Annotated in this window: 18 protein-coding genes; 16 read left to right on the top strand and 2 right to left on the bottom strand. The window is 33.4% G+C overall.

Annotation, left to right across the window (positions count from 1 at the left end; genetic code table 11):
- Positions 1-4 precede the first annotated feature (4 nt).
- From AC3WV0_RS14815 to AC3WV0_RS14765, 11 genes are all read left to right on the top strand, one after another.
- Positions 5-544 carry a 3-oxoacyl-ACP synthase gene (locus AC3WV0_RS14815; protein ID WP_488846868.1) on the top strand — a complete coding sequence of 180 codons (540 nt, stop codon included), beginning with the start codon at positions 5-7 and terminating at the stop codon, positions 542-544.
- A gap of 94 nt (positions 545-638) precedes the next feature.
- A complete protein-coding gene (locus AC3WV0_RS14810) occupies positions 639-896 on the top strand; it encodes a phosphopantetheine-binding protein (RefSeq protein ID WP_089858199.1) in 258 nt (85 codons plus the stop codon).
- A 64-nt stretch (positions 897-960) separates the two neighbouring features.
- Positions 961-2,160 carry a beta-ketoacyl-[acyl-carrier-protein] synthase family protein gene (locus AC3WV0_RS14805; protein ID WP_488846867.1) on the top strand — a complete coding sequence of 400 codons (1,200 nt, stop codon included), beginning with the start codon at positions 961-963 and terminating at the stop codon, positions 2,158-2,160.
- A complete protein-coding gene (locus AC3WV0_RS14800; protein WP_488846866.1) occupies positions 2,157-3,218 on the top strand; it encodes a beta-ketoacyl synthase N-terminal-like domain-containing protein in 1,062 nt (353 codons plus the stop codon). Before AC3WV0_RS14805 ends, AC3WV0_RS14800 begins: the two co-directional genes overlap by 4 nt.
- 159 nt (positions 3,219-3,377) lie before the next feature.
- Positions 3,378-4,157, top strand: a complete 780-nt coding sequence (locus AC3WV0_RS14795; protein ID WP_488846865.1) for a polysaccharide deacetylase family protein — start codon at positions 3,378-3,380, stop codon at positions 4,155-4,157.
- A gap of 69 nt (positions 4,158-4,226) precedes the next feature.
- Positions 4,227-4,853, top strand: coding sequence for a flexirubin biosynthesis/transport protein LolA2 (lolA2, locus tag AC3WV0_RS14790; protein ID WP_488846864.1), 627 nt, complete (start codon positions 4,227-4,229; stop codon positions 4,851-4,853).
- Positions 4,819-5,454, top strand: coding sequence for a flexirubin biosynthesis protein LolB2 (lolB2, locus tag AC3WV0_RS14785; RefSeq protein WP_488846863.1), 636 nt, complete (start codon positions 4,819-4,821; stop codon positions 5,452-5,454). Before lolA2 ends, lolB2 begins: the two co-directional genes overlap by 35 nt.
- Before the next feature lie 7 nt (positions 5,455-5,461).
- Entirely contained in the window at positions 5,462-6,064 is a 603-nt protein-coding gene (locus AC3WV0_RS14780; protein ID WP_488846862.1) for a porin family protein, read from the top strand.
- Positions 6,065-6,068: 4 nt separating this feature from the next.
- Positions 6,069-6,449, top strand: a complete 381-nt coding sequence (locus tag AC3WV0_RS14775) for an ApeI family dehydratase (RefSeq protein WP_488846861.1) — start codon at positions 6,069-6,071, stop codon at positions 6,447-6,449.
- Positions 6,446-6,922 (top strand): hypothetical protein, encoded by a 477-nt coding sequence (locus AC3WV0_RS14770; protein ID WP_488846860.1) that lies wholly within the window; start codon positions 6,446-6,448, stop codon positions 6,920-6,922. Before AC3WV0_RS14775 ends, AC3WV0_RS14770 begins: the two co-directional genes overlap by 4 nt.
- 4 nt (positions 6,923-6,926) lie before the next feature.
- Positions 6,927-8,099, top strand: coding sequence for a DUF2062 domain-containing protein (locus AC3WV0_RS14765; RefSeq protein WP_488846859.1), 1,173 nt, complete (start codon positions 6,927-6,929; stop codon positions 8,097-8,099).
- Here AC3WV0_RS14765 and AC3WV0_RS14760 read toward each other — a convergent pair.
- A complete protein-coding gene (locus AC3WV0_RS14760; RefSeq protein ID WP_488846858.1) occupies positions 8,096-9,814 on the bottom strand; it encodes a helix-turn-helix domain-containing protein in 1,719 nt (572 codons plus the stop codon). The two genes, AC3WV0_RS14765 and AC3WV0_RS14760, sit on opposite strands and share 4 nt — an antisense overlap.
- A 240-nt stretch (positions 9,815-10,054) precedes the next feature.
- Here AC3WV0_RS14760 and AC3WV0_RS14755 point away from each other — a divergent pair, with 240 nt between their 5' ends.
- The 5 genes from AC3WV0_RS14755 (at position 10,055) to AC3WV0_RS14735 (ending at position 13,001) form a co-directional block, all read left to right on the top strand.
- The gene (locus AC3WV0_RS14755; RefSeq protein WP_488846857.1) at positions 10,055-10,273 is read left to right on the top strand and encodes a hypothetical protein; all 219 of its coding nucleotides are present in this window, start codon (positions 10,055-10,057) and stop codon (positions 10,271-10,273) included.
- 88 nt (positions 10,274-10,361) lie between these two features.
- Complete coding sequence (locus AC3WV0_RS14750; RefSeq protein WP_488846856.1) at positions 10,362-10,658, top strand: hypothetical protein; 297 nt, start codon at positions 10,362-10,364, stop codon at positions 10,656-10,658.
- Positions 10,659-10,745: 87 nt separating this feature from the next.
- Positions 10,746-11,276 carry a hypothetical protein gene (locus tag AC3WV0_RS14745; RefSeq protein ID WP_488846855.1) on the top strand — a complete coding sequence of 177 codons (531 nt, stop codon included), beginning with the start codon at positions 10,746-10,748 and terminating at the stop codon, positions 11,274-11,276.
- Positions 11,277-11,392: 116 nt separating this feature from the next.
- Positions 11,393-12,190, top strand: a complete 798-nt coding sequence (locus AC3WV0_RS14740) for an HTTM domain-containing protein (protein WP_488846854.1) — start codon at positions 11,393-11,395, stop codon at positions 12,188-12,190.
- Positions 12,135-13,001: a GLPGLI family protein gene (locus AC3WV0_RS14735; RefSeq protein ID WP_488846853.1), complete on the top strand. Its 867-nt coding sequence runs from the start codon at positions 12,135-12,137 to the stop codon at positions 12,999-13,001. The genes AC3WV0_RS14740 and AC3WV0_RS14735 overlap by 56 nt, the downstream gene beginning before the upstream one ends.
- Positions 13,002-13,063: 62 nt before the next feature.
- Here the strand turns inward: AC3WV0_RS14735 and AC3WV0_RS14730 are convergent, their stop codons facing one another.
- Entirely contained in the window at positions 13,064-15,076 is a 2,013-nt protein-coding gene (locus AC3WV0_RS14730) for an FG-GAP-like repeat-containing protein (RefSeq protein WP_488846851.1), read from the bottom strand.
- Positions 15,077-15,093: the final 17 nt, after the last annotated feature.

Raw genomic sequence — 15,093 nt, 5'->3', positions numbered from 1 at the left:
ATTCATGAAGAAAACAGACATTTGCACGATAGAACATTCAAAAATCATTCTCAATAACGAAACTATTTTTGAATCCTCAAGTAAAAATTTTTCAGATTTTGCGAAAGAAGCTTACAAAAGCTTAGAATTAAATTATCCTAAATTTCATAAAATGGATAACTTAAGCAAACTCGCTTTTCTTGCTTCTGAAATGATTTTAAAAGGTGAAGATCACAGCAGCACAGCTTTGGTTTTTGCCAACAGATCATCAAGTTTAGACACTGATTTTAAATATCAGGAAAGCATCAATTCTCAGGAAAACTATTTTCCGAGTCCTGCCGTTTTTGTCTACACACTTCCGAATATCTGCGTAGGAGAAATCAGCATCAGACACAGGATGCAAACCGAAAATGCCTTTTTTGTACTGGATGAATTTGACGAAGAATTTTTAAATAACTACTCGGAACAGATTTTGCAGTCAGGAAAGGCTGATAAAGTATTATGTGGCTGGGTGGAACTCTATCAGGAAAGTTATAAAGCTTTTGTATATTTGCTGACTGCATAATTTAACAATATAACAGTATAACAATGTAACAATGATATTCAGTAGTAATTAATTGGTAAACTGGCACATTGATACATTGGTAAATTTTAAAAATATGGAAAACTTAAGAGAAGAATTAAAACACAAAATCATTGAAGTTCTTAATTTAGAAGACGTTGCAGTAGAAGAAATCAAAGATACCGATCCGTTATTCGGAGGAGGTCTTGGACTTGATTCTATCGACGCTTTGGAATTAATTGTTCTTCTGGATAAAGAATATGGCATCAAATTATCCGATCCGAAAAAAGGAAAGGAAATTTTCACTTCCATTGATACCATGGCGAAATTTATCGAAGAAAACAGAACAAAATAAACCAATTTAACAATGTATCAATATTGCTACACTGTTAAATTGATACATTGATACATTATAAAAGATGGGTCAAAAAATTGCCATAACAGGAATGGGAATCATTTCCGCCATTGGAAACAATGTGGAGGAAAATTTAAGCTCGCTAAAATCCGGCAAGCACGGAATTTCAGACATCACACTGTTTGAAACACGCCATGCCGGAAACATCAAAACCGGCGAGATAAAATTGTCTAATCAGGAACTTGTTGAAAAACTTCAGCTAAATGAAGACAATCATGCGACAAGAACTTCTCTGCTGGGAATGGTTGCCGCAAAAGAAGCCGTAGAAAGTGCCGGAATTTCGGACATTAATGAATATAAAACAGGTCTCATTTCCTCAACGAGCGTTGGCGGAATGGACGTTACCGAAAAATATTTCTACAGCTATGAAGATTTTCCTGAAAAGCAAAAATATATTGATGCCCACGATGCTGGAAATTCATCATTACTGATTGCTGATTATTTGGGGCTAAAAGGAATGGTTTCAACGATCAGTACGGCTTGTTCTTCTGCAGCCAATGCAATTATGATGGGCGCCAAACTGATTAAAAACGGCGTTCTGGATCGTGTAATCGTTGGAGGAACAGATTCTCTTTCAAAGTTTACTTTGAATGGTTTCAATACGTTGATGATTCTGACCGATTCTTACAACACCCCTTTCGACAATGACAGAAAAGGTTTAAATCTGGGTGAAGCAGCCGCTTTCATCGTTTTGGAATCTGATGAGGTCGTGAAAAAAGAAAACAAAAAAGTCTTAGGTTACCTTTCAGGATACGGAAATGCGAATGATGCCCATCACCAAACGGCTTCCTCGGAAAACGGACAAGGTGCTTATTTAGCGATGGAAAAAGCATTGAAAATTTCAGGTTTGGATAAAGAAGACATCGATTACATTAATGTTCATGGGACTGCAACACCAAATAATGATTTGTCTGAAGGCATTGCGATGATCCGAATTTTTGGGGAAAATAAAGTTCCTGAATTCAGTTCTACGAAAGCTTTTACAGGACATACTTTGGCGGCGGCGGCAGGAATTGAAGCGGTATATTCATTATTGGCCATTCAAAACAATCTTATTTTCCCAAATCTGAATTTTAAAACAAAAATGGAAGAATTTGATTTAACACCTGTAACTGAACTCAAAGAGAAAAATATTAACCATGTTCTTTCAAATTCGTTTGGTTTTGGAGGAAATTGTTCAACCTTAATTTTCTCGAAATCATGAGTGCAGTTTACATCAACAGTGCAGCCTGTATCTCGGTTCAGGACACTTTAAACGAAAATTTTTTCCAAAATCTTAAGCCTGAAAATTCATCTCAGGTTTTAAAAGCAATCGAACCCAATTACAAAGAATTCATTCCACCTGCAGCCAGCAGAAGAATGTCTAAAACCGTAAAAATGAGTTCTGTAGCTTCACAATACGCTTTGAAAGAAGCCGGAATTGAAAATCCTGACGCAATCATTGTAGGAACTGGAATGGGATGTTCCCAGGATTCTGAAAAGTTTTTAAAAAATGTATTGGATAACAATGAAGAGTTTCTGACTCCCACGTTTTTTATTCAGTCTACACATAATACGGTTGCGGGACAAATTGCTTTAGGTCTGCAATGTCACGCGTACAATTTCACCTATGTGAACACTTCTTCATCACTGGAATTTTCATTTTTAGATGCAAAATTGCAGATCAATGATGGTGAAGCCGAAAATGTTTTGGTAGGCTCAACAGACGAACAGACCGACCGAACAATGGAATTGTACAAATTAAACAAAACCATTAAAAAAGAAGAAAATCTTCCCGTTGATTATCTGAATTCTACAACTGACGGCGTCATTTGGGGAGAAGGTGCCAGTTTTTTTGTTTTGGGAAAAGATAAAACAGAAAATTCTTACGCTCAATTAAAAGATATTCAGATTAATAGCCAATTAGATTTAGAAGAAACGGAACAATTTATTGAAGATTTTTTAGCTAAAAATAATTTGTATGCTCAAGATATTGATGTTGTGATTTTAGGTTTCAGCGGAGATGCAACATCAGATATTTATTATACAAAAGCAATGGGTTTGTTTGAAAGTTCGGCTTTGTTGTACTACAAGCATTTGAGCGGAGAATTCAATACGGCGAGTGGTTTTTCGACGTTTATGGCTTGTCATATTCTTAAAAATCAGGAGATTCCGGAAGTGATGATGATTAATGATTTGAAGAAAAAGGAAATTAAAAATATTTTGCTTTATAATCATCTTGGAGTGAACGACCATAGTTTGGTTTTGTTGGGAAAAGCTTAGTCTATCAGAGTCTTTGTCATTCAGAGCGAAACGAAGTGAAGCGTGGAATCTAAGCAACGTTAAAGTTTGTGTCGAGATTCCTACGGAATGACAAACACACTGCTGACACATCAAGTAAAGAAAACTGGATATTTTAAACCAAATTCAAAAACAATAAAGATGAAACATTATCCATTTATCATATTTTATCTTTTCTGTAACGTTTTTATTTATGCGTTTCAGGGATCATTTTGGGTATATCTGTTTTGTTTTCTGATGTTTTCAGCAGTCGTTATCTGGGGATCTTTTGATATTGGATTAGGATATTTTGTCAACAGCATTACCCATAAGAGAACAAAAATTAAGGAAGTGGCTTTGACTTTTGATGATGGCCCGACTGAGCTTACTCCGAAATTTTTAGATTTATTAAAAGAAAATAATGTAAAAGCTACCTTTTTCTGCATCGGAAAACAGATTGAAAAATATCCTGAAACTTTCCAGAGAATTATTGCAGAAGGACATACGATTGGTAATCATACACTTTCGCATTCCAATAATACCGGATTTTTATCGACTTCAAAAATGGTTGAAGAGATTGAAAAATGTGATGAAGTGATGTTGAAAATCGGGAATTTAACTAACTTATATCGACCGCCTTTTGGAATTACCAATCCGAATATTGCAAAAGCCATCAAAAAAACTCATAAGAAAAGCATAGGCTGGAATGTTCGTTCATTAGATACGGTTATAGAAGATGAAAAAAAAATCTATAGAAGAGTGACAAAAGGATTAAAAAAAGGAAGTATTGTTCTATTTCATGACACTTCGGAAAAAACGTACAATGTTTTGGTAGATTTATTGGTATTTTTGAAGGATAAAAATTACTCAACTTTTACAATTGATAATTTGAAAACCACTAAGTACACAAGGATTTTTCACCAAGAACACAAGGATTATTAGTAATATTCTTTACATAGTGTCCTTTGTGAACCTTTGTCATCCTTGTGGTTAAATTAAAAACGTTAAACAATGATTAAAAATATAGCTTTAAGCACTCTTTTATTAATTTCGACTTTTGTCCTTGCTCAAAACACGGCAATGTCGGGAGCTGAAGCAAAAGCATTTGTGTCCAAAGTTTCTTCGGAAACCAAAGAAATAAAAACCTTGCAGAGTGATTTTACCCAAACCAAGAAAATGGATTTTCTGGACAAAAGTATTGTGACACAGGGAAAAATGTCTTTAAAAACGCCTAATATGTTGAGCTGGAAGTATACAAAACCGTATCAGTACAGCATTGTTTTCAAGGATAATAAAATTTTTATTAATGATCAGGGGAAAAAGTCTTCGGTAGATGCAAAAAGTAAAACTTTTGAGAAAATCAACAAGCTGATTGTCGGAAGTTCAAACGGGCAGATGTTTAATGATCCGGAATTCTCTGTGTCTTATTTTAAAAATGGCAGTTTTAACATTGCAAAATTTACTCCCAAATCTGCCCAGCTGCTGAAATACATTAAGCAGATTGAGCTGTATTTCCCTAAAAGTCAATCAACGGTTTCTCAGGTCAATATGACGGAAGCTTCAGGAGACACGACAAATATTGTTTTCAGAAACACCAAGACAAATGCGCCGATTGCTGCTTCAGAATTTAGCTTATAGCCTGATTTTCATATCGCTTATTTCATGCAAATCTTATAAGCTTGAAGGTGTAAAGCCTGTTTTAAATTCAAAAAAGACCGTTGAAAATCTTTATTTTTCATCTAATGAAGATTATGTGTATAAATGTCAGATGGATATTTATAAAAATCATGTCAGCGGAATTTTGATATTAAAAAAAATTAATGAATCGGCTCACCGCGTTGTATTAACATCGGATTTTGGGAACAAATTGATTGATTTTGAAATTTCAGAGAATGATTTTAAGTTAAATTATGTCTTGCCGGATTTAGACAAAAAAATTGTCATTAATTTTTTAAAGAATGATTTTCAGGAACTTTTAAGACAGAAGTATCCTGTTACAGAAAGTTTTGAAAACGAAAATCAAAAAATTTATCTATCAAAAATTGATAAAAAGGCGTATTATCTGTTTTTCAACAAAGAGAATGGTTTGATGAAACAAATCATTTACACGAAAAACAATAAGGAAAAAATCGATTTTACTTTTGATGCAAAAAAACATATCTTCGCAGACAGTTTGGATCTTCAGCATAAAGACTTTAAAATAAATATAAAACTATTTCAAATAACCGAAAACGAATAAATTTAATATGAAAAAAGCATTATTTTTACTGGCGTTCATTATTTCAGGATTTTCTTTTGCTCAGGTAACTTTTAATCCCGGAATCAGGGCCGGCGCCAATTTCTCACATTTTACAAATAAAGCGCAGTGGTATTCTTACATCGATTTTGATTATTCAAATAGCGAGGAAGCCAACATGGATTTTAAAAATAAAACAGATTTTTACATTGGGTTGTTCGGAAATATCCGCTTTGCTAAATTTTATGCTTTGCAGCCGGAAATCAACTATTCAAGACAGGGCTCAAAAATTAATACTAATATCAATAACTGGAATGGGCAGACTATTACCGCCTCTTATATTGGATTTCAAGTTGTGAACAAATTTTATTTTAATAAATTTAATATCCATGTAGGCCCAACAATGGATTTCCTTGTTGAGCAGAAAAATTTTGAAGCGTCTAATGAAGTTGACCTTGGCATTACGGCGGGTATAGGAGTTGACATTACTAATAATTTTGGAGTTGAGGCAAGAGTAAAAAAAGGCTTTATCCCGGTTTACACTTTCTATAATGACCATTCAAATGTGACTTTTCAGGCCGGAGTATATTATACATTTAACATGAAAAAATAATTTTATGCAGACTATTCTTACAGATTTTTATACTTTGCAATCTTACGAACAGACGGAAAACGGCAGCTTTACGGCACATATTTCACTGAACAAAGATCATGACATTTTCAAAGGACATTTCCCTGGCAATCCGGTAACTCCGGGAGTTTGCATGATGCAGATCGTAAAGGAACTTTCTGAAGAATTTACCGGCTTAAATTTATTTTTAAAATCTGCTTCCAATGTAAAATTCATGGCGATTATCAATCCTTTTGAAACACCGGATCTTACACTTCAGCTGGATATTACTGAGAATGAAGATGATGTGAAGGTAAAAAACACGACTTCTTTTGGCGAGACTATTGCATTAAAAATGTCAGTTAACTATAAAAAACTGACGTTATGAAGTTTATCTTTTCATTGATAGCTGCTATCCTGCTTTTTTTTCAATCGGGTCTCGAATCTTTGAGAGAAAGCTATGCCAAAGCCAATTTGTCGAATGCCAATACGGAAGCATTTATAAATACTGCTGACAAAGCATCAGGCTCAGATGCTGTAATACAAGGTTATAAAGCAGCTGCCAAAATTATGGAAGCTAAAATCACCAAACAAAACAGAAAAGCGCTGGTAAAATCAGGCGCTACGAATCTTGAAAGTCTTGTTAAAAGCAATCCGAATAATATAGAACTTCGTGTCATCAGAATGAGTGTTCAGGAAAATATTCCGAAAATCGTGGGATATCGCGGAAGTCTGAAAGATGACAAAAATTTCATTCTTAATAATTATAATAAACAGAGCGGGTCGCTAAAAAATTATGTAAAACGATTTGCGGCACAATCTAAAACAATGACAGCAGCTGAAAAAGCCAGTTTAAAATAAAATAATGACATTCGCTGAAGTACAGAATGTAATTTCCGAAAAAAAGATCTGCGTTTTAATTCCTACTTACAACAATGAAAAAACGCTGCGAAGAGTAATTGACGGTGTTCTGGAATACACTGAAAATATTGTTGTTGTGAATGATGGTTCTACAGATTCTACACCTGTTATTTTAAAAGATTATGTTCAGATACAGGTAATTCATCTACCCGAAAACAGAGGGAAAGGAAATGCTTTGAAAACAGGTTTCAGAGAAGCTGAAAAGTTAGGATACAGCTACGCCATCACAATTGATTCGGACGGGCAGCATTATCCTGATGATATTCCTGTTTTTGCAGAAGCTTTATCTCATGAAAAGGAAGATGTACTTCTCATAGGAAACCGAAATATGTCTCAAGACGGAATTCCTAAGAAAAGTAGTTTCGGAAATCGTTTTTCCAACTTTTGGTTTTGGTTTGAAACCGGAATTAAATTGCATGATACCCAATCAGGATACCGACTTTATCCTTTACATAAAATACCCAGAAAATATTTTACCCCAAAATTTGAGTTTGAGATTGAAATCATTGTAAGGACAGCATGGAGGCATATTCCGGTAAAAAATGTTCCGGTAAAAGTACTGTATGATCCTGCAGAAAGAGTATCTCATTTCAGGCCATTTAAGGATTTTACCAGAATCAGTATTCTTAATACGATCTTGGTAACGATCACCTTACTGTACATTATTCCGCGTAACTTCGTGAATAATTTCAAAAAAAAAAGCTTTAAAAAATTCATACAGGAAGATATTCTGGAAAGTGATGGGAGTAACCGCACAAAAGCTTTTTCCGTTGCATTGGGTGTATTCATAGGGTTTTCTCCATTTTGGGGATTTCATACGCTTTTAACTATTTCTTTAGCTGTACTTTTTAAGCTGAATAAAGTGCTTGCTTTTGTAGCTTCGAATGTGAGCTTGCCACCATTTATTCCCTTTATTATTACCGCTTCTTTGTTTTTAGGCGCACCATTTGTCGGCGAAAACAGCAATATCCTGAGCCAGGATCTGAATTTTGAACTGGTAAAAAATAATCTACTGCAATACCTTATCGGCAGTGCAATATTATCCATTACAATGTCAATAATTTCTGGGATTGCTACTTTTCTTTTTTTAAGTAAGGTAAGTCCTGAAAATGATTAATTATCCAGTTCACGTTTTCTATTTTTAATAAAATCCTTCGGGCGAACCCCATTGATTTCATAGAATAAATTAGAAAAATTTTGTCTCGATGCAATTCCACATTCTTCAGCATAGCTTTCAATAGTGTAATTAAGGTATGTTTTGTTATTATAGATCTGTTTTGTGATATAATGAATTCTCAGTTCGCTCAAATATTTATTAAAATTCGTTCCTTTATATTCATTAATGACCTGCGAGAGGTAGTTTGCATTAGTACCAAACTTTGTTGCTAGTTTTGTAATGGTAAGCCCTTTTTGATTAAACTGTTTCTTTTCTTCAAATTCTTCAAGTTTTTCCAGAATATTATGAACCTTATCACCATCAATCTTATGTTTTCTTTCCTTAAGATATTGATTATCGGTTTCATTTGCAATATTATTGTCTTTTGAATAATCTTTACGGATTCTTTCCTCAAGTAAAGTATATTTTTTTCGGATATTCTTTTCTCTGTTATATTTAATTATCAATAGCATTATGAGAATTATCATCGACACAACAAGTCCATAAATAATAAAAACACCCCATAAATTCTCTCTTTTAAGCTTATTTTTCTCGTCACTCAGCAGCTTTGCATCATATTCTTTATGAATTTTTGACGATAAGTAAATTAGATCTTTCTCAATAATACTATCTGCTTTTAAGAGTTGTTTGGTATACAATAATTCTTGATTTACATCTTTATATTTTTTGCTATAATTTATTAATAATTTGTAGTTTTCTCTAATCTCATTATGAATAAAATGATATTTCTGAAAGATAGAGTCAACCTTTTTAAAATTTTTAATTGCCATTTCTTCTTCGTTAAGATTAAGATAGCTAACTCCTAAATAAAAATAATTTACAGAAATCCACGAAAAATTATTGTTTTTGAGCATTCTGGGCAATGATTGGTTTAGATATATTATAGCGTTTTTATATTCTTTGGTATGAAAAAACAATATACCCTTACACTTTAAAAAGTAACTTTCTTCCTGGCTATAATCAGCGGTTCCTGATGTATTTTTCAATCCTATCTTTACCAGAGAATCAGCTTTTTTATAATCATTAATATTCCGATAACACTCTGCCATCTGATGAATACTATTGAAGTAGCCCTTCTTATTATTAAAAATCTCATTAGAGTGAAGCCTTTTTTCTTTTATCATGGAAGAAAAGTGATCTGCACATTCTTTGAAATGAACGATTGCATCTTTATAATATCCGAGATAGCTTTTTACAACCCCTAAATGATAAATAATCTTATGCCTAAGATATCCATCCTTTATGTTCTTAGAGTATTGGTAAGCTTGAAGATATTCATTCAGAGCAAGTTGATACTTTCTGTAATTAAAATAAAAAACAATTCCTTTTCCCAGATAAGCCATACTAATAAGTTCCTTGTCCCGAGATAATTTAGCTGCCGAAATAGTGCTATCTGCGTAGGCTAATTTATTTACATTTTGAGAAGAATAGAAAACTCCATCTTTGTAGCCTTGTACAAGCTTAGAATAATTCTTTTCACTTTTTGCTTTATTGATGTATTGATTAACATAATAAAAAGCATTACCATTATTCTCTTCATAGCGTTCATATTTACTTCTAATATTTTCGAAACTTTCATCTTTTTTTACCTGAGACTGTAAAAGATTAAAAAATATTAAAAGAAATACCAGAAATATAATTCTTTTAGTACTCATAAATGATATTAGTTTTCAATATAAAAATAAGCAAAATCAACAAATTATCACTGCATATAGAATAAATCTTCCAATCCTTTTATCAGTAAGGCATAGAAGGGAAAACTTATTGTATTAATTCGCAAATTAGTCCGTATTAATTCCCAAATAGTGACAAAAGTTATTTTCCGTGTGTTTTTATTTGCCATACCTTTTCAAAACAATAACCACCTATATCCCAACAAATTAAACAACAATACCATGAAAAACTATTTACTTTTAATCATTGTAACAATAACTTTTATATCAATATTAAGCTCCTGCAGACAAGATGACAGTATGCTCGAATCAACCGCAGAAGATATTATGTATGATAATAAAAAAAGTTCAGAAACTTCCAAAAAAGACAGCATGGAAAGCCTAATCATCTCCACAGATCCTCCTGTAAAAGACGGACAACAGTGGAGATTTAAAAAATAATTATCATTCATCTGATGTAGTGCGCAATACAGTAAGACGAATTCTAATAGTGTTAATCAACTAATTTTTAATTTCAAAATTTTAAGCCATGAAAAAAATTCTTTTTGCATCAGCTGGAATTTTAGCAATTTCACTAATGTCCTTCACAGGAACAAACGACAAAAAAGTAGGACCTGTTATAACAGTATCAGGAAAAACAGTAACTGTTACTAACACGCAGGCTGTACGAGCTGCTGATTTAAATTTCCTTGCTCAACATCTAGTAGGCTGGTCTGTTTGTGATTACCAATCTATGAGTAATGAGTGCACAACACGGTACAGAGATTTTCCGGATGATGCTCAAACGACTGCTCAGATCAAGCAGATCATTGCAAAGTATCAATAATTTCAAATTTAGACAGGGTACGCAGCAATGTTGTACCCTGTCTATTTTTATTAAAACATCAAATTATTATAACGTTAAATAAATGTAATGATGTCTCATAAGCCAAATAAAATAGAAATTGCTGTATTTATGATAATTATTCTGAAAGTATTTACTACAGGAATACTAACAACAATTTCAAGTTACTGCGAATTTTATGAGTTTAAACAACCCGCAATAGCAGAAAAGATTAATAATAGCTTAATATCTAGAAATTTTATTTTTACTTATACAGGTTACGACACGGGTTACGGATTTTTTGCCCCTAATGTTTCCAGTAATTTTGTCATTTTCAGTGAAAATTCAGATAACATATACAATTCTTCAGACCTATTAAATACCAATGAAGGTAAAACGAGATTCATCGGCGCCAATGATGTATTCTTCAATAATTTCGGAAATAAAAAAAACGAAGATAAAATTGCAGCCAATAAGATTATTCTTAAACGAATCAATAATATGTTTGAGAAAAAGTATAATTCTAAGTTTACAACTACGGTTTACTTATATGAATGTCCAAAATTGGGCGAGACAAACAATAAAGAAGAGCATTTAATAAAAATTGATGAAATAAAATGAAAGCATTTAACAATTTCTTTTCAAAGTCATATTCTTCTGATTTCATAGTCTTCTTCAGAGTTGCTATAGGAATCATCGTACTCATCCATTTCTTATCTTTCTGGAACGATTTTGATTTGCTTTATACTGACAGCAGTATTATTCCTTTAGAATTACACACCATTTATGGTGCTTATCATATTGTGACGGTGGAAAGCATCTTATTATTTTTAAATAATTTTTTTGATTACCATGAATCTATATTATTTTTTAAATTTTCCTATATTTTCTTTTGTCTCATGGTGATTTTAGGATTTTTCAGCCGCATTGGTGCGATAATACTTATTATCCTGCAAATTTCATTTATAAAATCGGGAAATCTTTTCTTTTATGGAGTAGATTTTTTCACAAGTATGTCATTATTTTATATTGTAATCTTCCCATCAAGCTCTTATTTTTCGATTCAAAAAAAACTATTTCCAAAATTTTCAGAAAGCAGGCAATCAATAACACTATGCAAAAGATTAATTCAGATGCACTTATGCCTCGCCTATTTTTTTTCAGGTTTAGATAAAATTTTAGGATTTAACTGGTGGAATGGAGAATCAATATGGAAAGCAGTTCATCTGCCTAATCTCTATAGTTATGTAGAAATTGGAAATTACATACAAAATCCTGCTTTTTATATTTTATTAGGGTGGGGAGTGATTATCATAGAACTTTTTTACCCTATCTTTATCAATATAAATAAAACGAGAAAGATTTGGCTTATGCTTACCATTTCAATGCATTTAGGAATTGTTCTAAGCTTTAACCTTTTCTTTTTCTCTTCCATAATGATTGTATGGAATCTAACATCATATTATTTTAATTATTACCATGAAAACAAAATTATTCCGCCCAATCCTGATGCTTCTCCTAGTCGTATTTACTAATTCCACTGCACAATCATATAAAATAATTTATGATTTTAAATGGAAATCAGAAAAAAAAAGTTCAGCATTTAATAATGAACTTTGTGCGTTAATAACCAATGAAAATCAGCCCTCTTTTTTTGAATCTTATGGCAATTTCAGATCCGATTCTTTAAAAACAAAAATAATAAGCGATTACAGTAAAAATAATAGCAAAGGACCTTTGCGCCTTCCATCTGATGATAATAACTCTTTATTCCGGTCTCTGATCATTAAAAACCCTGCAAATAATACAATAACAGTAGAAGAAAAAGCATATGTAAAATTATTTTCGGTAACATATACCTGTCCTCTACAATGGAAAATAAAAACAGATGCTACAGAAAAAATTCTGGGATATAAAACTCAGAAAGCAGTTTGTGAATTTGGCGGGAGAAAATGGACAGCATGGTTCACCAATGAAATCCCTATTGCGGATGGGCCATACAAATTCTATGGGCTTCCGGGACTTATACTAAAAATTCAGGATTCTGAAGAGAATTATATTTTCGAAATAAAATCAATTATCAAAGAAAACAATAATATTGAACATCGTAATTTCGGATCTTCCAAAGTAACCAATCTTACTCCTAAACAATGGAAAACGTTTTGGGATAACTACAGAAAACAACCCTCTATGGTCCTCGAAAATCTAAATACAGATAAAACAACCTACGTAATAAATGGAAAAGATGTTAATAACCGTGAGGTAAAAGATGCATTTAATGAAAAAGAATGGAAAGCCATGAATTTTTTTAAAGATCCTATAGAATTAACTACAACATGCAATTAATATTTAAAAACTGCAAAGTCATTTGACCTTGCAGTAATTATTTTAGTTAATCCTGATGTATTCTACTTTACTGTTAATTTCTGTGACTGTCTTTTTCCATTTTTGTCTGTTAAAACCAGCATATAGTTTCCTGCATTAAGTTCTTTTACGGAAATTGAATCGCGTTCAATTTTAGTTTGTAATACAAGTCTTCCGGTAAGATCATATATCTTAGCTTCAACCGGAATAAAATCTTTTTGAGATTTAAAATAAACCAGATCATGTGCAGGATTAGGATATAGAGTAAGCATTTCCTGAGCTTGCTGTACTTCTTTTGTATTCAGGAATGATCCTTCCACAACATTCAGCGTTGTGTTTGGCGTCACATTATTTATCACATCTACCACTCCTGAAGGCCATCTTACAATAACTTTTGTAATGGCTGTAGCCTGACCGATTCCGAAATGAACATTCAAGGTGCTCATATTTCCGAAGCCGGTTCCGCTCTGTACATCTCTGATTTGTTTGCCCCAAGAACCATATATTTCCACTCTGGCACCGATCCCGTTTTTGTTACTCTGGGTTCCCTTGAGAGTTACTTTCAGCCATTTATTTGTATTTCCGGCATTCATCATGATGACATTTCCATTCTGAATATCCAGGAATCCGTCGTTATTCAAATCTCCGATAGGACGATCATAATAACTTAGATTGTAAGGTGTTGCATTAGGAGTAAATGTAAAATCACCATTTCCAAACATAATTGTATTTCCTGCGCCCAACACATCCAAGAAGCCGTCATTATCAAAATCATGGGCTACATATTCCCGGCTTAAAGCGTTTGTGTTGTCATAGCCGGAACCTGCCGATTTATCTGTAAATGTGCCGTCACCATTATTCTTCATCACTTTACTTAATCCATTACTGGTGGAATTGATTCCTACCACTGCATCCATCCAGCCGTCGTTATTAAAATCGCCCCATGCCGTCGACCATGTCTGAGTAGGATTTGCCATATTTGCGGCAGCCGCAACATTGGTATAAGTTCCGTTACCATTGTTTCGGTGAAGCTCATCAATATTTCCTCCGGGTCCTGAACCGCCTCCGCTACATTTCGCTATGAAGAGATCCATATCTCCGTCGTTATCATAATCGATCCATATAGAGCCATAATTTCCTCCGGAAGGAAAATCTCCTAATCCGCCCTGGCTATGATTCATATCTGTACCGTCATTTATATAATATCTGTTTGGCGCATTATCATCACAAACAAAAGCATCCAGCCTTCCGTCATTATTGATATCTATAAAATTGGTTCTCTGTACCAAAAACGACTGTGATTTTCTTTCAGAGGTGAATCCCGTACCGGTAGAATTAGCCTTTAAAAAAGCAACTCCGCTACTAGAACCATAGATCAGGTCATTAAAACCATTATTATCATAATCTCCTGCCGCAATGCTCCACGAAGGAGTTATGATCGTAGAAGGAACCGTATAGGACACATTATTAAATCCACCCCCTGGCAATTGATAAGAGATCACAATGTGTGTAGCATCTACTACAGAGACAATATCATCAAGATAGTCCGCATTCATATCTACAACACAATTATTATAAGTCCCGGCTGCTTGTACCGACTGCGCTACAAAAGATAACCGATCCGGAACCACCACCACTTCAGAAAGTGTAATATTAAAGCCTAATGAAGAGAATTTATTATCAAATACGATATAATAAGTTGTCCCTGCAACTGCATTAAAGGTAACCTGAGAAAATGTTCCTGTATAATCATCGTTTGCTGCAATGCAACTTAGATTACCACAGTTTCCCGTAAATACGATCAGACGCGTATCAACACTTTGCCCTGCAGCTGAAGTAACAACTTTAATTGTTTTATTTTCTGTAGGGGTATATTTATACCATAAACCTTTTGTTCCGGGAACGCCAAGTGAACAGGCCGTTGCAGGTGCGTCTCCCGTAACATTCGGGGCAGTAACTGTTCCTATACCGATAGGAACGGCTGTAGCACAGGTCAATTGTGCAAACATCCATGTACTATTCAATAACAATACAAAAAGGGGGAATATTTTTTTCATGAATTAAAAGTTTTATT

The organism is Chryseobacterium sp. 27AL (assembly GCF_057815395.1).
Note: the sequence above shows the minus strand (reverse complement) of the source record. Positions and strands in the feature narration are given on the sequence as shown.